The sequence below is a fragment of the Mesorhizobium sp. KR1-2 genome (assembly GCF_040045035.1).
In the GTDB taxonomy this organism is placed as follows: Bacteria; Pseudomonadota; Alphaproteobacteria; order Rhizobiales; family Rhizobiaceae; genus Pseudaminobacter.
Genome location: NZ_JBDZDS010000002.1, coordinates 384,942 through 404,240 on the forward strand (window position 1 = coordinate 384,942; position 19,299 = coordinate 404,240).

The following is a 19,299-nucleotide window of genomic DNA, read 5'->3' on the forward strand; positions in this document are numbered from 1 at the left end:
GCCGCGCAGTGCTGCCTACTGCGACGCGCCCTTGGTGAGGATGTCTTCCGCGAGCGCGATGGCCGTGCGACGGTCCGCTTCCCCGGCAAGCGCGAAAGCCTCTTCCTGCATGCCGCGGATCCAGGGCTGGTCGACCGGGGCGGCCCGATCGAGCGCCGCCGTCATCATGGCAAGCCCGCGCACGACCTTGCCCGACTGGAACAGGAGATTGCCGAGGGTCGCCTGCGCGCCGGCATGCCCCTTCTCGGCTGCGAGCTGGAACCAGCGACCGGCCTGGCGCATGCTGGCCTTCACGCCCCCCTCGCCCTTGAGGAACATTTTCCCCATTTCGAACTGGGCATCGGGATTGCGGTAATTGGCGGCGGCGCGCATGAAATATTCCTGCGCGGCGACCTTGTTGGGCCTGATCGGGCTGTCGGGGATGCCCTTCTTCAGATAGCTGCCGAGCGCCACCAGCGCGTCGGACACGTAGCTTTCCTCCGGGCTGCCCGGCTCGACGTCCTGATCGACGATCTCGCTGAAGAACTTGAAGGCCTCGAAGTCGTTGCGATCGACGCCGTCGCCCTCGGCATACATGCGGGCGAGCTTCCAGGTGGCGCCGATCTGGCCGTTCTCGGCCGCATAGCGATAGGCCTCCACCGCCTGGTCCTTGTGGCCGCTCTTGTAGGCGGAAAAGCCGAACTGGAACACGGCCCATGGGCTGGACTTGGGCTTGACGGCGCCGTTGTCGTCGAAAACCTTGTCGTCGAACGCCATCGCTCCCCCGGTCAAGCCGAGGGTCGCGGTGGCAAAGAAGGTCGCCAGAACGGTCTTTCTCACGACGTCAGATATCCGCATAGCAGTGTGTTTCTTTCGCGCCGCCGGGATGGGTGACGGCTCCATGACGGGCGGAACCGACCGTCTGGGCATATTTCCAGATCGCGCCGGACTGATAGTCCGTCTGGCGCGGCTTCCAATTCTTCGCCCGGGTCGCCAGTTCCTCGTCGGAAAGCGCCACGTCGAGCGTGCCGTTCACGGCATCGATGGTGATGATGTCGCCGTCCTCGATCAGGCCGATCGGGCCTCCGACCGCAGCCTCCGGGCCGACATGGCCAATGCAGAAGCCACGCGTGGCGCCGGAAAAACGCCCGTCCGTGATCAAAGCCACCTTGCCGCCCATACCCTGGCCGTAAAGCGCCGCCGTTGTCGCCAACATCTCTCGCATGCCCGGCCCACCCTTGGGGCCTTCATAACGGATGACGAGAACCTCGCCTTCCCGGTAGCTGCGATTGCTCACAGCTTCAAAACAATCTTCTTCCGAATCAAAACACCGCGCGGGCCCCGAGAATTGCAGCTCGGCCATGCCCGCCACCTTCACAATCGCACCCTCAGGGGCCAAATTGCCCTTGAGCCCGACGACACCGCCAGTGGTTGTAATCGGCCTATCGGCCGGGCGAACCACATCCTGTTCGTCGTTCCAGTCAACGTGCTCCAGATTTTCGGCCAAAGTGCGGCCGGTGACCGTCAGACAGTCGCCGTGCAGATAGCCATGGTCGAGCATAGTCTTCATCAAAAGCGGTATGCCGCCCGCCTCGAACATGTCCTTGGCGACGTATTTCCCACCGGGCTTGAGATCGGCAATGTAGGGCGTACGGGCGAAAATCTTGGCGACGTCGAACAGGTCGAACTCGATGCCGCATTCATGCGCGATCGCCGGCAGGTGCAGTGCCGCATTGGTGGAGCCGCCGGTGGCCGAAACCACGGCTGCCGCATTCTCCAGCGCCTTGCGGGTGACGATGTCGCGCGGACGGATATTTTTGGCGATGAGTTCCATCACCTTCTCGCCAGCAGCGAAGTTGAAGCGGTCGCGCATTTCGTAGGGCGCCGGCGCACCGCAGGAATAGGGCAGCGCAAGGCCGATCGCTTCGGCAACGGTTGCCATCGTGTTGGCGGTGAACTGGGCGCCGCAGGAGCCCGCAGACGGGCACGCAGCCTGCTCCACCTCGAGCAGTTCGGCATCCGACATCGCGCCAACCGAATGCTGGCCAACCGCCTCGAACACGTCCTGAACGGTGATCTGACGGCCGCGATAGGTGCCGGGAAGGATGGAGCCGCCATAGATGAAAACCGAGGGCACGTTGAGCCGCAACATGGCCATCATCATGCCGGGCAGCGACTTGTCGCAGCCCGCGAGACCGACCAGGCCGTCGTAGCAGTGGCCGCGCATGGTCAGCTCGACGCTGTCGGCGATAACCTCGCGCGACACCAGCGAGGCCTTCATGCCCTGGTGCCCCATGGCGATGCCATCGGTGACAGTGATGGTGCAGAATTCCCTCGGCGTGCCCTTGGCAGCCGCCACGCCCTGCTTTACCGCCTGGGCCTGGCGCATCAGCGAAATGTTGCAGGGCGCCGCCTCGTTCCAGCAGCTCGCTACACCGACCAGCGGCTGTGCAATCTCGGCCGCCGACAGCCCCATCGCGTAGAGATAGGAGCGATGCGGAGCGCGCGCCGGACCTACGGTCACATGGCGGCTTGGCAGCTTAGCTTTCGAGATTACCTTGGCGTCCATCTTATTTTCGTGTTGCCGAAGCGCGGTTACTTTCGTCTTGGTCCTGCGTTTGGCCAAAGACCCTGCCGAGGTGCTCCGGGTTTATGGCGGGAACGCGGCAGTTCTAACCTTGTTCCTTGTAGCGCATTGCTTCCGCAAAGAGTGTTGCCGAATCAGCACAAACCCCAGCTCGAACAGGCGCCAAATGGCTGCCTCGCCGACGCAAGCAATGCGAGCCTCAGCCTGCGCCCGGGTGCCTTAACAAACCGGCCCGTCGGCCAAGAAAAAAGCCGGGCAACGCCCGGCTTTCTACGATCAGCATTTCAAATTGCTTACCAGGCGACCTTGTAGCCAAGATTGACGGCAAACGCCCAGCCGGAGTCGACGGCGCTGTTGAGCGGGCCGTACTCGGTTTCGCGGGCAGAGGCCAGATAGGTGGCGCCGAGGCCGCCGCGAAGCTCGCCGCCCCACTTGTCCTTGAGCACACCGCCGGCGGCCAGCGTGTAGGTATCGCTGGTAAGATCCCAGCCGGTGGCGACGCCCCGATCCCAGGTCAGGCTGAGCGCGCCCGAAATATTGTCGGTGAAGACGTGACCGATACCGCCGGTGAGGGTCCAGCCATCCCGCCAATTGTAGATGTCGGCGCTGCCGACCTCAGGATTCTCCGTCGTGACGAGGAGTTCCTTCTGGACGCTCCAATCGGTCCATTTGACCGAACCGAATGCCAGCCAGCCGGGTGCAATGCCGCTCTGCAGCTTGACCTCGACACTCTGCGGAAGATTGCCCGTGCCGGTGGCTAAAAAGTCCTGGCTTAGCCCGGCGTCAGCGGCTGCGTATGCTTTCCCCAACACGACTGCCGCCGTACCCTCCAGCGTGTCGGCGAGATCTTTGTCTCCCTTTGCCCTCGCTATTGCCGCGTCCGTGAACAGTTCTTTGGCCTTGGCGCCGAGCAGCGCCGCCGTCGGGACATTCAGGTTGCCGTCGGCGCCGTAGCTCGTGCCTGACCGATACAGAACCTGCCCTCGCAGAGCTATTTCCGGAATCTCGTAGGCCAACCCCAACCGATAGCCATATTTCTGGCCATGCAGATTAAGGGTCGCATGCGGAAGAACGACAGTAGGCAGCCCTGGTCCTGCCAGGGCATACTCGTTCACGCGGTTGTAGTCGAAGTTCTCCATGAACCCGCCGCCGAGCACCCACATATAGCCCGGGCCGGCCTGGAACCTCACACCGCAGGTCACCGCCTTTTCATTGGTGGTGAATTCTTCCGAAAGCTTGCCGCTCGGCTTCGGCACGGCAAAAGACGCCGCACCACCATTGTTGTCCACCAGCGTGCCGGCGCAGCGGAAATCGTCGTTGAGGTTGATTTTGACCGCCGCCGACGGAATGACGTAGTCGTCGGTATAGCTCGTCCCCACGAGCCCCTTGGCCGCGTCGAATTCGCTGAATTTGCGCGTCGGGCTCACATAGGTGACGCCGGTGCGCATGGCAAAGTTGCCGTCTTCGTACAGAATGTCAGTGTCTGCCGTGCCGCGCGAGAAGCCGCCAGCGCTCGCCGATCCCACGATAGCAAGCGAAACACAGCCGGCACCGAAGACCGATTTCAAAAGCGCTGTATTCATGAAGGTTCCCTCCCCCCGAAAGATACTTTCGGAGAGGTTGAGCTAATTCGAATGGTGGTGGCAACCCTTGTTTTTACAACCAAAGGCGTAGCGCCATATGCGCGGTCCGGACTGCTCCGTTCCGGGCACCCGGAAAAGCCTTCAAAAATGATCAAATTTGAACGGAATGGGCGGTATTTTTCGCGACCGGAAGTGAAAAAAGACTGAAAATCCGGCTTTTTCGCAGCCCGGCAACCCCTTGTTACATTATGGCAACATTGGGTCAAAAAAATGTCCGCGGCCACAAAGTTGACGCCGCGTCATACCCGCTTTCGGGAGCGGATGCCGCCTTTGGCGGCACCCGGAATCAGGTCTGACGGCCCCCTCAGCCGGCGTCGCGAACCCGCGCCAATGCGTGGTTCAGCTTCTCCTGCGCCTCCTGGAATTCGACCAGCTTTTCACGCTCGCCGGCAACCACCTCGGGGGCCGCATTGGCCACGAACTTCTCGTTCGACAGCTTTTTGTGGATGCGGGCGACCTCTTCGGTCACCTTGCCCAGCTCCTTCTGCAGACGCGCGGCCTCGGCCTCCAGATTGATCAGGCTGCCGAGCGGCAGGCATGCCGTGGCCTCGCCGATGACGATCTGGGCCGAGCCCTTGGGCGCGGCTTCCGCGAAAGTCACGGCGTCGACGCGCGCCAGCCGCTTGATGGCGGAGTCATGGCGATCGAGCCTCGCCTTCGTCGTCTCGTTGGCGCCGACCATCACCAGCGGCGCCATGGCCGCCGGCGGCACGTTCATCTCCGAGCGCACCGAACGAATGCCCGAGACGAGGTCGACCAGCCAGTTGATCTCGGCTGCGGCTTCCGCGTCTTCGAACGACGGCGCCGGCCATTCGGCATGGCACAGCAGCGTCGTGCGCTCCTGCCCCTCGCCGGCCGTGTGTGCCCACAACTCCTCCGTCATGAACGGCATGAAGGGGTGCAGCAGCTTGTAGATCTCGTCGAGCACGAAGGCGGCCACCGCGCGGCTCTCGACCTTGGCGTCCTCGTCCTCGCCCATGAAGACCGGCTTCAGAAGCTCCAGGTACCAGTCGCAGAACAGGTTCCAGACGAAGCGATAGGCAGCACCTGCAGCCTCGTTGAAGCGGTACGAGGTGATGCCGTCGGTCACCTCGCGCGTGGCGCGCGACAGCTCGGTGAGGATCCAGCGGTTGACCGTGAGCTTGGCGTCCTGCAGCCAGAACTCGTCGTTGCGGGCCACGCCGTTCATCTCGGCGAAGCGCGTCGCGTTCCACAGCTTGGTGCCGAAGTTGCGATAGCCGGCGATGCGGGCGGGATCGAGTTTCACGTCGCGGCCCTGGGCAGCCATGATCGAGAGCGTGAAGCGAAGCGCATCCGCGCCGTATTCGTCGATGAGCTCCAGCGGATCGATGACGTTGCCCTTCGACTTCGACATCTTGGCGCCGTTCTTGTCGCGGACCAGCGCATGCACGTAGACCGTGTGGAACGGCTCCTCATGCATGAAATGCAGGCCCATCATCATCATCCGGGCGACCCAGAAGAAGATGATGTCGAAGCCCGTCACCAGCACGTCGGTCTGGTAATAGGTCTTCAGTTCCGGGGTCTGATCCGGCCAGCCGAGCGTGGAGAACGGCCACAGCGCCGAGGAGAACCAGGTGTCGAGCACGTCCTCGTCACGGGTGAGGATTTCGCCCGGCTTGAAGTTTTCGAGCCTTTCCTGGACCCAGGCCTTCCAGGGACCTTCCAGCGCCAGGTAATATTCGACGGCGGCGTCGAGCGCCTCTTCCTCGCTTTTCTCGACGAAGACGTGGCCGTCCGGCCCATACCAGGCCGGGATCTGGTGGCCCCACCAGAGCTGGCGCGAGATGCACCAGGGCTGGATGTTCTCCATCCAGTCGAAATAGGTCTTTTCCCAGTTCTTGGGCACGAAGTTGGTGCGGCCCTCGCGCACTGAGGCGATGGCCGGCTTGGCCAGCTCGGCGGCGTTCACATACCACTGGTCGGTCAGGAACGGCTCGATCGGCACGCCGCCGCGGTCGCCATGCGGCACGGTGTGGCGGTGCGGCTCGATCTTTTCGAGGAAGCCGCCGGCCTCCATCATGTCCACGACCATCTTGCGCGCGATGAAGCGGTCCTTGCCATGCAGGGCGTCAAGCGTCGCCTGCAGTTCAGCGGTAGATTCAAGGCCTTCGAGGAAGTCCTCGTTATCCTTGATGTTTACCGTCGCCTCGGTGGTCAGGATGCTGATAGCGCGCAGGCCATGGCGCTTGCCGACCTCAAAGTCGTTGAAGTCGTGCGCGGGCGTGATCTTGACCGCGCCGGTGCCCTTCTCGGGATCGGAATATTCGTCGGCAACGACCGGGACCCTACGGCCGACCAGCGGCAGGATGACGTTCTTGCCAATGAGGTGCTTATAGCGCTCGTCTTCGGGGTGCACGGCGACGCCGGTGTCGCCCAGCATCGTCTCCGGCCGCGTGGTGGCGACGGTGATGTAGGTCTTCGGGTTCTCCGGGTCGAAGGTCTCGCCCTCGATCGGATAGCGGAAGTGCCAGAGATTGCCGTTGACCTCCAGCTGCTCGACCTCGAGGTCGGAGATGGCAGTGAGCAGCTTCGGGTCCCAGTTCACAAGGCGCTTGTCCTTGTAGATCAGTCCTTCCTTGTAGAGCGTGACGAAGACCTCGAGCACGGCTTTGGACAGGCCCTCATCCATGGTGAAGCGTTCGCGCGACCAGTCACAGGAGGCCCCCAGGCGCTTCAGCTGATTGAAGATCGCGCCGCCGGACTCGGCCTTCCACTCCCAGATCTTGTCGACGAACTCCTCACGGGTCAGGTCGCGGCGATGGATCTGCTTTTCCATGAGCCTGCGCTCGACCACCATCTGGGTGGCGATGCCGGCATGATCCATGCCTGGCTGCCACAGCACGTTCTTGCCGCGCATGCGCTCGAAGCGCACCAGAATGTCCTGCAGCGTATTGTTGAGCGCGTGGCCCATATGCAGCGAGCCGGTGACGTTGGGCGGCGGAATCACGATCGCGAAGGCCTCGGCGCCCGGCTTCGAGCCGGCGCCGGCCCGGAAGGCATCCTCCTCCTCCCAGCGTCTGGCGATCTTGGGTTCGACGGACTTGGCGTCGTAGGTCTTCTCAAGCATGGGAAATCGATCCGTATTGTCCGGAATTTGTCGATTCCGGTGTAAATCGGAAGGGCATGAGCGAGTCAACAGCAGCGGAGCGTCTTGGTTGCGTGCGGTGGGCTTTCCCTCCCCCCTTGAGGATGCGGGAGGGGTCATTGCGGCAGCGCGCGACCTACCCTTCCAGACTTCGCTCGAGATCTAGGGCCGTTACGGCCGCGCGCGTGATGAACCAACCTCGAAGCAGGTGACTTCCACGCGTTCGCACTGGTCGATCGATGAATTCATCCACGCAGCAGGGTGCGGCGCGCTCTTTCTGCCCCGCTGCGGCAGCTTTGGCGGAGCGGCATGGATCCCCGGAACTTCCGCACTCGCTACGCTCGTGCTCCGGCCGAGGATGACGGAGGTAGGAGAAGGCGGCCGCTCCGTAAGCCAATCACGAGCGCGCCTTATCCACTCTGGAGTGATACCTCGAGGCACCCTGGGCTGGCGCGGCGAACGCTCGCCCAGGAAACCAGAAATTTAGCCGCCGCGGGCGACCCGCTCGATTTCCTCGCGCACCAACCGCTCGACCAGCGTGGGCAAGTTATTGTCCAGCCAGTCCTGGAGCATGGGTCGCAGCATCTGCTCGGCCATCTCGTCGAAGGTCTTGCGGCTGCGCGCGGCAAAGGCCTCGGACAATTCGCCGAAGGCGGCCGCAACCTGACGGCCCGCATGTTCCGAAATGATGGCTGGCCTGGCAACTTCGGCCGCCTTCGGCGCCGCCACGGCCTCGACCCTGGCGGGCTCCGGATCCACCGGGAGTTCGAGCGCTGGCACTTCGAGCGCGGCTGTGAGTTCTTCCGAAAAATCCATCAGCGGCTCGTGGCGCAGGGCCGCCGGCCGCTCTTCCACGAGGTCCACCGTCGGCGCGGCTGCCGGCTCCGGCTCGACATGGGGCACCATGCTCCACTCGGGCATGGCCAGAACAGGTGTCTCGGCAGGCGTTTCCGCGTCGACCGGCTGCGGCTCGACCTCGAAATACGGGGCCGGGTGTTCCTCCGGCACAAATTCCGATTCCGCTGCGATCTGCGCCTGCACATCGGCGAGCGACGGCGTCTGGTCAGGTTCCGGCGCGGCCCGGGCAGCCCGCAACTCGGCGCGGAAGGCGTCCACTTCGATCACCGCGCTATCGAGACGTCCATTATCCGCCTCGTCGCGCGCAATGGCGCCGTCGGAGCCCTTGCGGGTGGTGTCGCTGTCTTCGATGATCCTGCGGATGGAAGCCAGTATCTCTTCCATCGAAGGTTCGCGCTGCGCGTTGCTCGTCTGTGCCATCGTCACGTTTGCCGCCCCTGTGACCAGAATTGACGAATCGGCCGCCTTGCCCAGGCGGTTTCGAATCAACGGTTAGCGTAGCGGACGCACGGGTTCGCGAGAATCCCCAAAGTAGGAGCGCTTGCGATTTCAACAGATTCACAAGTCGCCTAAAGACCGTCCCAAAGCAAAAGGGGAGACACCGACTGGTATCTCCCCTTTTGCTCGACAGATGAAGGGTGCGCGATATCAGCGACCGTCAGGCGTCCTCAGGCCGTACCACTTGTCCTTGACGGCATCATAGTGCTCCTCGGGCCTGTATTCGGTCACCTGAAGGCCGAGCCGGCGCGCATAAAGCTGACCCGTGGCCTGCAGGATGCCGTAGCTTGCCGTGAGCAGCTGGTCCTCGGACTGCACCAGGCTCACCTCCGCGGTGATGAGGTCGCTCTGCGTGATGAGCACGTCGAGCGTGGTGCGCTGGCCGACATTGCGCTCCTCGACGATGCCTTCGAGAGCAAGCTTTGCGGCCGAAACGGCCGAGCGATTGGCCTCGACCCCCTGCTTGGCCGAGATGTAGGCCGCCCAGGCGGCCTGCACGGCCGAACGGACCTGATCGCCCATGACGTCGACCTGGATACGCGCCTGGCTAAGCGATTCCTTCGACTGACGCACCTGTGCGGAGGTGCGGCCGGCCTCGTAGATCGGCACGGTAAGCGTGGCCCCGATGCTGGCCTGGTTGAAGTATTCCTTGCTGTTGCCCGGCGACACACCAGTAATTTCGTTGATGCCGCGGCTGATCTGGAAACTGCGCGTCGCGCTGGCCGAGCCGCTGAGCTGTGGCAGCAACTGCCCTTCCGTCGACTTCACGGCAAAGCCGGCCGCATCGACCAGATATTGCGTCGCCAGAATGGCCGGATGCTGGCTGGCAGCCAGCGCCAAGGCGTCGTTAAGGCTCCGCGGGAGCATGTTCGAGACCGGATTGGCCGGCGTGAGCTTGCCGGGCTTCTCTCCGATGACCTGCTCGTAGAGGGCCTCGCTGGTTTCGACCGCGGCCTTCGCGGCGGCCAGCGTCGCGATCGCCTGCTGCTGGGCGGCCTCCGCTTGCGCGACGTCGGTGCGGGTGCCCTCACCGACTTCCAGGCGCGACTTCGTCGACCGCACCTGCTCGTCGAGGAATTCGAGGTTCTGTTTGCGCAGCACGGCGATCTTGCGGTTCTGAATCACGTCCGCATAGGCGCTGACCGCATTGAACAGGATGTTCATCTCGGTGTTGCGCAGACTCTCGCCCGCAGCGAACACCTGTGATTCGGCCCCGGCAACGTTGTTCTTGGTCTGGAAGCCGTCGAACAGGGTCTGATTGATCTGGACGCCCCAGTTACCGGTCGTCAGCCGCGTTCCGAACTGTGACGTGTAGGTGATGTTGCCGATGCCGTTGATGGTGGGACGATAGCCGGACTTGGCGATGGCCACGGTTTCGTCGGTCACGCGCACGCCGGCGCGGCTCGAGTTCAGGGTGGCATTGTTTTGATAGGCTTTCGCCATCGCGCCGAGGATGGTCTCGGCGGAGCTGGGCACCGCGGTGAGTGCACTGGCTGACAAAAGGACGGCGGCGAAAATGCCTTTACGTACAAACGACACGACTATTCCCTCATTCGTTTCAGCGGGAGCCGCGTCGAGCCGTCGGGAAACTTTGCCCTAAAAACGATTCGCCTGGATGCCCCCCTGCCGCCCTTGCACCGGTCGGCACAAGGACTCAGCAACGATGGTACAATTCTAAGCCACCACGATGAGGCGACGGTCGCAAGACGTTACCGCTCAGAATTCGAACTCATTCACGTGTTCGAATCCCGGCAGTGGCCGAATTGCCGCATTAAATGCCCCGCGGCCGGTGACAATACCAGTAGCCTTTAAAAACAGACGGGCAACGCCCGCATTTCCCTGCCCCTGGACGGCGATGAGTCGGCCGCCCTCCTTGAGCTGATCGAACAACGCCTGAGGCAGTTTGTCCACAGACCCTTCAAGGAAAATCACGTCGTAGGGCGCTTCGGCCTTGTAACCCTCTGCCAGCGCGCCCTGGACCACGGCGACATTGTCGTAGCCAAGCTTCGAAAGCGTCGCGGCTGCCGTCTCGGCAAGCGCCTGGTCGCTCTCGAGCGCGACGACCGAACTGGCCAGGCGCGACAGAACCGCCGAGGAATAGCCGGTGCCGCAGCCGACATCGAGGACGAAATCCGTCCGCCTTATGTCGGCAAGCTGCGCCATCTTGGCGAAGGGCGACGGCTGCATCAGATAGCGCGCGGGCTTTCCGGCCTGGGCGGGCGCGAGCTCGATATGGTCGTCGATATAGGCAAGCTCGCGACGCTTGGCGCCCACAAACTCCTCGCGCGGCACCGTCAGCATCGCTTCCAGTATACCGGCATCGGTCACGTCGGTCGTGCGGACCTGGCCGTCGACCATCTTCACGCGCTGTTCGGAAAAATCAGTGTACATACCCAAAACAACCCGTCTCGGCGCCAGCTATGCGCATTTCAATCCGGGTAGAACATTCGACCTGCATTGGGTCGCTGCGGCAGGATGGAGGCCGGACCTCGCCTTGCCAATATGTTCAACCTCTTGCGCGGCGGTGTGGCAAAATTTTCGCTCACGGTCAATCAATGACTCACACGACGGACTGCCACACCTTGAAATTTTCCGCCATTTTCTTCAACTGACGCCGTGGAGATGGCTACTCCCGCATTCAGTTTCGAGAGGAAACGCGAACCCTCGAGACGGCTGAGACCGGCGCATATGATGTCTTCAGGGTACATGTGTCATGCACGCACCGTCGCCACTATATAGGTGCGCGTTGATCTCGTTCGGCGGGTGGCAACGATAGATCATGATCGCTGCTTTCTTCAGCCGCGGGCGAACTTGAGGATGATCTGCGTAGTTCAGGTTTTCCGAGATCGAACAAAGCGCCGAGCCGACCTCGTGATATGGTGTCGCCAACACGTAAGCCAGGTGGGATCAAAATCAGCCCGCGCCGCTCGCCCTCACCGAGTATGGCCTCCAGGGCATTGATCTGGCATTGTGTTCCGCTCGGAAAATTACTGCCGATACCCGCGCCATTTCATAACAGACTGTCGATGTATGTCACACAGATGTCCCGGGCTCCGGTCCCGGTGGCGCTGGTCATTTCTTGGCTTGTCGCTTTGCTCGTTTGTTCAGCAGCGATGCCTTTGCCGCAGTAATTTGCCCTACTCGACAACCACCCCTCCAAACTGGGTCTTCAGCCCCGTTCCTCAAGCGGCCATACCCTGTGGCCAAGTCAACGGTGACCTGTCTTGGGGTCCCCACCTTTCCGTTTCGGGCAAGCGGTGGTTAATAGGGCGGCAAAGTTGGCCAACTGAAGGACCCGCCGATGCAAAGATTTCGCGTTTTCACCATCCTGCTAGCTTCTTGTATTGTCTCGAGCGCCGGCTATGCCCAGGAGGTACAGCCTCGCATCACCCTTTCGATCGAGGCGTCAGCGGAAGCGCAGATCAGATCGTTGACGTACAAGTGCGGCAAGGACGCGCCGCTGTCTGTCAGTTACGTCAATGCCGACCCGAATTTCCTCGCCATTGTTCCCATCGATGGCAAGTCGATCGTATTCGCCTCTGCCATCTCTGGCTCAGGGGCGCGATATACATCTGGCAAGTATGAATGGTGGACGAAAGGCGATGAGGCATTTCTCCGGGACCTGACCGGGGACGAGAACGGAGAACTTGTGCTGGAGTGCAAGGTTTCGCCCTCCTGATATTCTGCTGCAATCTGCTATAACGACCTTTTGCAATCAGGAAGGGCGGCATGGAACTCATCATCGCTGATGCATTTGCGCTGTTGTCAGACATCCTGACGCGTCGCCGATCGTTTCTGGAAACTCTAACCTCTGATGCGTTCGGTTATCATCCACTCAACCGAGCCCTGGTAGTAATTGGATCCTCAATTGTACTTGTCTATTCCAACCACCGAAGCGCTTGTCGCGTCGATTTTTCTGACCGCTTCATCGTTTGAGCTGTCGAGCTCATATGTTCCTCTTTCCAAATTGCATCCAGGATACTACGCCTGCCGTTCCGGACTGGACTTCAGCACGTTTACCTTCTCCTTCGACGTCGCGTCAGATGGCAGCTACCAACTGCGCGGTGACCAAGGCGGGGGAGTCGTGACCATTCTGCCAGAAAATGGCACGATGGAATTCAAAAGCGGCCCATTCGCCTCTGACGATACCGTCAAGACCGCTGCTCGCAACACAACGCGAGTTTCGGACGGAAACTCGGTAATCATCATTCGGTATGACTTCGGCAATGTGATCACCGACGACTACTGCGCGTTGGTGAAGTAGACTGCGATAGCATTCTATCCGCCGGTATTGCTGCCCTACTCGACGCCCCTTGGGCCGACTGCATACCGGTCTTCGTCAGCCCCGATCCTCGGGAATATTTTGGCCAATTCCTAGTTGGTCAGCCAGTCGGTCGCTTCGGCTCAGCATCAAGCGATATGCCGCGGCGGTTCTTATTGCCCTTCCCCCGGGCGGCTGGGCGCGGCACCAGCCTTGAGGAAGGCGCGGCGTCCGCGCTGTGCGACTGTGGAAGATTCAGCGGTACGCGGGATGGTTTTCCCTCACTGCCTAGGTGCCGACTTATCGAAGGGCCGTGCCGCTTCCAAGCGACTGTTTCAGTTATCCAGGCACTTCCGGGGTCTCGGTGACGGTGACGTTCGTTGTGCGCGATGGCTAGCCGATAGTTGATCCAAACCGGGATGCCGCAAGCCTGCAATAGGGTCGATGCCGAGAAACTCTCAGCCAAAGGCCAGCGAGCGCAATCCCGAGCGCTGCAGGCCTGATCACAAAGGCACTGGCCGGCCCCGACCATACCGTGTGCATGGCTCACTGCGAGGAACGTCCGCTTCGGGGACGCGGCGCGAAAGTCGGGTTCCGGCCCGACCACGACCTCCAGCATGGTCACCCGCGATGTCTGCTTCCACGCAGAGGCAAAATTTGCCTCTGCGATTGGGGGCGCCAGGGATCATGCTGAGGCGTCGCTATGCTGCTGCATCGCACCTATCAGGTTGGCCGCCACGCCCTGGTAGCGCGAGCGGCAATGGGACCTGAGGCGAGCGGATCACCAAACCCAGAACAGCACGATCCAATTGAGGGTGCCGAACAAGACGGCCGCGGTCCCGGCAACGGTTGCCGCAACCCTGCGCCATGGCGAGGTCGAATAGCGGCTGATCACGGACCACATCAGCCAGACGCACCACAAGGCGGCACCGGCCAGCAGACCCATGCGCAGCAGGTCGACGAAGTTGAGCAACAGGCCTTCGGAGCGCAGCAGCGTTACAGTCGTCATGGACAAGCCCAGGAAAACGCCGCAACCGGCCATCGGTATCAGGCACTGTGCGAGATGGTGGAGGCGCCGCGCCTCAAACCGGCCAAGGGCGCGTACCGCCAACGCAAGTGCGCCCACCACAGCAATCGTCGCCACGCAAGCGGTAGCGAGCACATAGGCGATCATGAGGCCGCCATCCAGCGGCGTCATCATGTCGTTCTGGTCGGGATAATTCGTCAGGATCCACCAGGGAAGCCGGGGCTCGAGCAGCGTAGTGCCGGCATGCTCGACCAGCCATCCGGCGATCATCTGCTTGGCCGTCACGTAAAACGGGCTGGACGCCCACTGGAAGGCGCCTGCCGCAATCCCCATCAGGCCGAAGATGATGAGAACGGTTTCCCACGGTTTCGGCTCGTCACCCGCGACATTCACGATTTCATGGGACGGCGATCTGGGTTCAAGCACGACCGCCTGCTTGAAACCCGCGCAGCGTCCGCACATGTGGCAGGCCGAGCCGCCGCGCATCGTGCGGATGGGCACGAGCGGCGTGCAATTGACGTAGGGAGCCGGCGTGCCTGGCTCGCGGCGCCAGTCGTGCCAAGCTTCCTTGTCGACGCGGTAGTGCAGTGGCGCAAGCTTCGAAAGCAGGCCGAAGACGCCATTGACCGGGCAGAGATAACGGCACCAGACGCGCTTGTCGCGTCCATACAGGAACCCGACGACGATGGCGGCGAGCGTGGAGCCGCCGAGAACGATGATCACCGGCTTGGGATACTGATAGACGCTGACCATCTGGCCGTAGATCGTGGTGCAGGCGAAGGCGACGAAAGGCCAGCCCTTCCACTTGATCCAATGGGGTATCGCGCGCCCCAGCCCGTGGCGGCTGGCCGCTTCGGCGAGCGCCCCTTCCGGACAGAACAGGCCGCACCAGGAGCGGCCGACCAGCACCATGCTGACCAGCACGAAGGGCCACCATATCCCCCAGAACACGAACTGGGCGAACAGGACAACGTCGGACCAAATATGCGACAGCCGGGTAGGCAGCGGCGCCAGCGCTGGAATTAGGAGCAAGGCCACATAGGCCCCGATGATGCCCCACTGAAGCCGGCGGATGACACGCTGATGATCGCGGAGCCATTCGCCCGCGCGCATCGTGACTACCCGCGCTCTGCCGGCGCCCTGACGGGCGTTCATGCCGGTCGAAGCGCCCGGGGCCGATACAGAATCCATAGCACGAAAGTCCAGTACGCAGCGTAAACAAGCAGTTCCATCAAAACCGGCTGGGCACGATAGCCGGTCAGTCCCGAGACGAGGCCGCCAAGCATGCCACTGTCGGGCAGAAGCCACGACGTATCCCACAGGCGCGGCGACAGCGTGGGCAGGACATCAAGAGAGATGAGGTGACCAACCCCGGACATCAGCAGCGAAGCGGCCAGGAACAGCAGCATCACCTCGGTGACGCGGAAGAATGTCCGCCACGACAGAACCCGGCTGCCTACCTGAAGCAGCCAATAGGTGGCGAATGCCGCGACAAGGCCCAGGCCGGCAGCTATTGCAGCAGCAAGATTGGAGCCAGCGGCACTGGCCATGGTTCCATAGAGAAAAACGGCCGCCTCGCTACCTTCGCGCAGGACGGCGATCGCCGCGAGCACGAACACGCCGAACCAGTTCGACCGGTCGGCGACCTGATCGAGCGAGGCCTGCAGTTCGGATTTCAGGGTGCGGCCATGCCGGCGCATCCAGAACACCATCTGGACGATCAGGCCGGCGGCGATAAGCACGATCGCCGTCTGGAAGTATTCCTGCGCCTCGTCGCTGAGCGCATCACCGATCGTCAGAAGCAGTGTAGCGAGCGCGACAGCCCCGATGATGCCAACACCAACACCCGACCAAAGCCACATGCGCCCGACCCGGCGCTCGGCAGGAGGACGATGCGCCAGCCAGGCATTCAAAATGCCGATGACGAGTAGCGCTTCAATGCACTCCCGCCAGATCACGAAGAGGATGTTGAAGTCTTGCGTGGTCATCGCATTTATCTCGCGACGAGAACCGCGGGCGCAGCGCCCGGATGGAAATCATCAAAAAACGCGTACTCACCCGGATCCAGCGTGCGGATGACCATCACGCTGTCGGACTGTGGTGCGAGGACTTTTTCCTTCCGGAGCTCGAGGCTCTCGAATTCGGCCGGGGTGTCGCCAAGATTCACCAATTCGAGCCGAAAGCGCGTCTTGGCCGGCACCTCAAGGCGCTGCGGGTTGATCGTGCCGTCCTTGAATTCGATACGAAAAGTCGGATCGTCAGCCAAGGCGACAGAAGACGATACGGATGACAGGAGAAATCCCGCCAAGACCGCAGTTAACTGTCCACGCAAGGCCATCGGATCAATATGCACCCTTCTTGCCAGTCCCGGCATAGACGAAGTCATAGTCGACGCTGAACGGCTGGAACCATTCGCCAACGCCCGTCTCCTTGTCGACATGGCGACCGAAATGCGCGTGCGCATTGGCTGAAGGCGGCGAAATCGTCAGCTTGAGCTTGTACTTGCCGGGGCCGTCGAGCTTGACGTTGTCGCCATAGTGGGGACCGTCGTTAGCGACCATGGGCATGAAGTCGCGCTTCTGGGTCTGGCCGTTGTCGAGATGGGTCAGTTCGTAGGAAACGACCAGGTAGGGTATCCAGTCGCCTTCGGCGAAGCCGTTCGTGTTGTCCTTGGCCGCCTTGATATCCGCTTCCAGATGGACATCCGAGTCCTTGGCATCCCGCATCATGCCTTCCGGTTCCATCTCGATCGGCTGCAGATAGACCGCGCCGATTTCCATGCCGGAAACGGTTTGCGGCGTTCCCACCGGAATTTCCTTCGCCAGAGCCGTACCGGAACCAAGCACGAGGAGGGGGAGAACGAGTGCGCCCCTGTTGATGGAGATTCTCATTGGCATGCTCGCTTTGCGTGGGTTGGCTTCTCATGCATGAGGCCGAGCCTCGCTGCTCCGAGGCGCCTCAATACCTTCCTAATGCAGTCATGTTTGAAGATTGCTTTTCATCCGTTATCGGCGATGAGTCAAGTAAAAACAGTAGTTTAGATAAATTCTAAACTAGGCGCGCCGCCTGCTGCCTCGGTCGGCCTAGCAATAGTCGGCTCCAACTTGACGCGACACCGTTCCCTTCTTTGCGAGGAACCGGCGCTGCGCCAGACCCATGAGGGCCGCGCGGCGACCGCCACCGACCCGCCTACCAAATCTGGCCGATGGCGAGACAGACCAGAATAACGCCGCTCACCAGGGTACCGAAGCGACCGAGATCGAACCGACCGATGCTGATCTGCGTCGCTCTTAGGCCTAGCGCTACGCCAAGGGAGATCGTGACCAGGCTGCCGATCGAAGCCGACAGAGCGATGGCAAGCGAAGGCATGTGGAGAAGCCCGGCGCCGACGGCATTGGCCAGAGCATTGGCAGAGAGCGCCACCCCTAGCAGCAGCGCTTCGACCAGGCCGATCCTGCCGCTTTCAACCGCGAGTACGCGGGCAAACCAACCCGCGAGAGTGCCGCGGCTGCTTGTGGGCGCCGCCGGTTCTTCTTCCTTCGCCCTGGGGAGCACCAGCAGCAGGATCCGAATTCCGATCAGAAACAGCAGCACCGCGCCAACGATGTCGGGCAGGTTGCCGGGCAGGACTTCGCCGATCCATTGGCCGAACAATATCCCCACCTCGCTGAACGCGAAACAAATCGCCGCGATAATGAGGTTGGCGCCGAGCCCGATGCGAATGCCCCGCACGCCATAGGACAGGCCCGCGGCGAGGTTATCGATGCTGGAGGCAAAGGCCAGTGCGGCTATGAAGAACCAGTCCATGTCATCTCGGGGTTTTCAGGGCTCGCCAAAGCGGCCGGCCCCGATCCTCTACATTGACGATAGACGGCGGAAAAGTTGTTATTTTGACATTGCCGTGTTCATCACACGCAATTCATCGATGCGGAGGTTCCCAGCGGGCGTGTCCCCTCGAATGCAGACTAACCGATGCGCGCACGCCATTCGATTTTCGACATGGGCAGCCGAGCGCCGAGCTTCTTGGCTTATGCAAGCCGGGCAACGCCGCAGGAAACCTCAGCCCGTTAGACGGGATTGAGGAGAATCTTGCGGAACAGCTTGCTCATCGCGTCCGCAATACCTTCCGTGGGGCTCACCTCGAAATAGAGGCCGTCCGACGCGCAAGCCTGCATTCTTTGACCACTGGGTCCCACGGCGCAGATCAAGGGGTTTCGCTAGGCCGTAACGGTGATGCCCTCCCCTAATGAGTCCACGCTGCCGATTATGGCCGCTCCTGGATAGCCGCTATCCCGGATCATGCGCAGGATGTCCGCTGCCCGGTGCGGGTTGCAAGAAACAAGAAGACCGCCCGAAGTCTGCGGGTCGGTCAGCAGATGACGCTTCCACAGCGGCAGGTCCTGCGGCAGGCGGATGCTTTCGCCATAGCTGGTCCAGTTGCGTTTCGACGCGCCGGTGACGAAGTCCTGCTTCGCCAACGCTTCCGCCTCCTTGAAAAGCGGCAGGTCGCCGTAGCGCAGGGTAATGCCGACATTCGAGCCGCGCGCCATTTCCAGCGCATGGCCGAGTATGCCGAAGCCGGTGACGTCGGTGACCGCGTGAACGTCGTCATCCTTGCCGAGCTCGGTCCCGACTCGGTTGAGCAGCGCGACCGAGGCCATCATCTCGGCATAGCCGGCGGCGTCGAGCTTCTGCTTCTTGAAGGCGGCCGAATAGACACCGACACCGACGGCCTTGGTGAGGATGAGCGCATCGCCCGGCCGGGCGCCGCTGTTCTTGCGCAGGTTGGCAATCTTGCCGGTCCCGATAACCGCCAGGCCGTAGATCGGCTCCGGCGCATCGATGGAGTGGCCGCCGGCAACCGGAATGCCGGCCTCGGCGCAGACGCGAGCGCCGCCCTTGAGGATGTCGCGGATCATCTCGACCGGCATCTTGTCCACCGGCATGCCGAGTATCGCCAGCGCCATGATCGGCGTTCCCCCCATGGCATAGACGTCGGAAATCGCGTTGGCGGCGGCGATGCGGCCGAAATCGACAGGATCATCCACCATCGGCATGAAGAAGTCGGTCGTGGCGATCACGCAGTTTTCGTCGTCGAGCTGCCACACGGCCGCGTCGTCTCCGGTTTCGGTGCCGACGAGCAACTGCTTGAATGGTTGCGCCGCCGGCTGGTCGGCCAGCAGGGACTGCAGGACCGAGGGAGCGAGCTTGCAGCCGCAGCCGCCACCATGGGCGAGCGTGCTGAGGCGAATTGGTGATGAAATATCCATGTCTGTCTCCTCAGGTTGTGAGCCCATGGGTAGTCGGCACATGGGTGTGTTGTCTGAAGGCAGGTCGGAA

The 19,299-nt window shown here is 62.0% G+C and carries 15 protein-coding genes; 2 read left to right on the top strand and 13 right to left on the bottom strand.

What is annotated here, in order from left to right; all coding sequences use genetic code 11:
- Window positions 1-15 precede the first annotated feature (15 nt).
- The 7 genes from ABLE85_RS06070 to ABLE85_RS06100 all read right to left on the bottom strand — a co-directional run bounded on the left by ABLE85_RS06070 (window position 16) and on the right by ABLE85_RS06100 (window position 11,062).
- Entirely contained in the window at window positions 16-837 is an 822-nt protein-coding gene (locus ABLE85_RS06070; RefSeq protein WP_348791803.1) for a tetratricopeptide repeat protein, read from the bottom strand.
- Window positions 824-2,548 carry a dihydroxy-acid dehydratase gene (gene ilvD / locus ABLE85_RS06075; protein WP_348791804.1) on the bottom strand — a complete coding sequence of 575 codons (1,725 nt, stop codon included), beginning with the start codon at window positions 2,546-2,548 and terminating at the stop codon, window positions 824-826. Before ilvD ends, ABLE85_RS06070 begins: the two co-directional genes overlap by 14 nt.
- Before the next feature lie 311 nt (window positions 2,549-2,859).
- Window positions 2,860-4,149 (bottom strand): outer membrane protein transport protein, encoded by a 1,290-nt coding sequence (locus tag ABLE85_RS06080; RefSeq protein WP_348791805.1) that lies wholly within the window; start codon window positions 4,147-4,149, stop codon window positions 2,860-2,862.
- A gap of 364 nt (window positions 4,150-4,513) precedes the next feature.
- Window positions 4,514-7,297: a valine--tRNA ligase gene (locus tag ABLE85_RS06085; RefSeq protein WP_348791806.1), complete on the bottom strand. Its 2,784-nt coding sequence runs from the start codon at window positions 7,295-7,297 to the stop codon at window positions 4,514-4,516.
- 501 nt (window positions 7,298-7,798) lie between these two features.
- Window positions 7,799-8,593: a PopZ family protein gene (locus tag ABLE85_RS06090; protein ID WP_348791807.1), complete on the bottom strand. Its 795-nt coding sequence runs from the start codon at window positions 8,591-8,593 to the stop codon at window positions 7,799-7,801.
- 228 nt (window positions 8,594-8,821) lie between these two features.
- Window positions 8,822-10,210, bottom strand: a complete 1,389-nt coding sequence (locus ABLE85_RS06095; protein WP_348791808.1) for a TolC family outer membrane protein — start codon at window positions 10,208-10,210, stop codon at window positions 8,822-8,824.
- A gap of 177 nt (window positions 10,211-10,387) precedes the next feature.
- A complete protein-coding gene (locus ABLE85_RS06100; protein WP_348791809.1) occupies window positions 10,388-11,062 on the bottom strand; it encodes a protein-L-isoaspartate O-methyltransferase in 675 nt (224 codons plus the stop codon).
- 910 nt (window positions 11,063-11,972) lie between these two features.
- On the opposite strand from ABLE85_RS06100, the gene ABLE85_RS06105 reads away from it, so the two are divergent.
- Window positions 11,973-12,350: an MliC family protein gene (locus ABLE85_RS06105; protein ID WP_348791810.1), complete on the top strand. Its 378-nt coding sequence runs from the start codon at window positions 11,973-11,975 to the stop codon at window positions 12,348-12,350.
- A gap of 195 nt (window positions 12,351-12,545) precedes the next feature.
- Window positions 12,546-12,935 (top strand): hypothetical protein, encoded by a 390-nt coding sequence (locus tag ABLE85_RS06110; RefSeq protein ID WP_348791811.1) that lies wholly within the window; start codon window positions 12,546-12,548, stop codon window positions 12,933-12,935.
- 778 nt (window positions 12,936-13,713) lie between these two features.
- On the opposite strand, the gene ABLE85_RS06115 is transcribed toward ABLE85_RS06110, so the two are convergent.
- The 6 genes from ABLE85_RS06115 to selD all read right to left on the bottom strand — a co-directional run bounded on the left by ABLE85_RS06115 (window position 13,714) and on the right by selD (window position 19,229).
- Window positions 13,714-15,114 (bottom strand): 4Fe-4S binding protein, encoded by a 1,401-nt coding sequence (locus tag ABLE85_RS06115; RefSeq protein ID WP_348791812.1) that lies wholly within the window; start codon window positions 15,112-15,114, stop codon window positions 13,714-13,716.
- The gene (locus tag ABLE85_RS06120) at window positions 15,111-15,947 is read right to left on the bottom strand and encodes an FTR1 family protein (RefSeq protein ID WP_348791813.1); all 837 of its coding nucleotides are present in this window, start codon (window positions 15,945-15,947) and stop codon (window positions 15,111-15,113) included. Before ABLE85_RS06120 ends, ABLE85_RS06115 begins: the two co-directional genes overlap by 4 nt.
- 5 nt (window positions 15,948-15,952) lie before the next feature.
- A complete protein-coding gene (locus ABLE85_RS06125) occupies window positions 15,953-16,297 on the bottom strand; it encodes a cupredoxin domain-containing protein (RefSeq protein ID WP_348792118.1) in 345 nt (114 codons plus the stop codon).
- Between the two features lie 4 nt (window positions 16,298-16,301).
- On the bottom strand, window positions 16,302-16,850 hold the full coding sequence (locus tag ABLE85_RS06130; RefSeq protein WP_348791814.1) for an iron transporter: 549 nt from the start codon (window positions 16,848-16,850) through the stop codon (window positions 16,302-16,304).
- Window positions 16,851-17,148: 298 nt separating this feature from the next.
- On the bottom strand, window positions 17,149-17,766 hold the full coding sequence (locus tag ABLE85_RS06135) for a manganese efflux pump (RefSeq protein ID WP_348791815.1): 618 nt from the start codon (window positions 17,764-17,766) through the stop codon (window positions 17,149-17,151).
- A gap of 410 nt (window positions 17,767-18,176) precedes the next feature.
- On the bottom strand, window positions 18,177-19,229 hold the full coding sequence (gene selD, locus ABLE85_RS06140; protein ID WP_348791816.1) for a selenide, water dikinase SelD: 1,053 nt from the start codon (window positions 19,227-19,229) through the stop codon (window positions 18,177-18,179).
- Window positions 19,230-19,299: the final 70 nt, after the last annotated feature.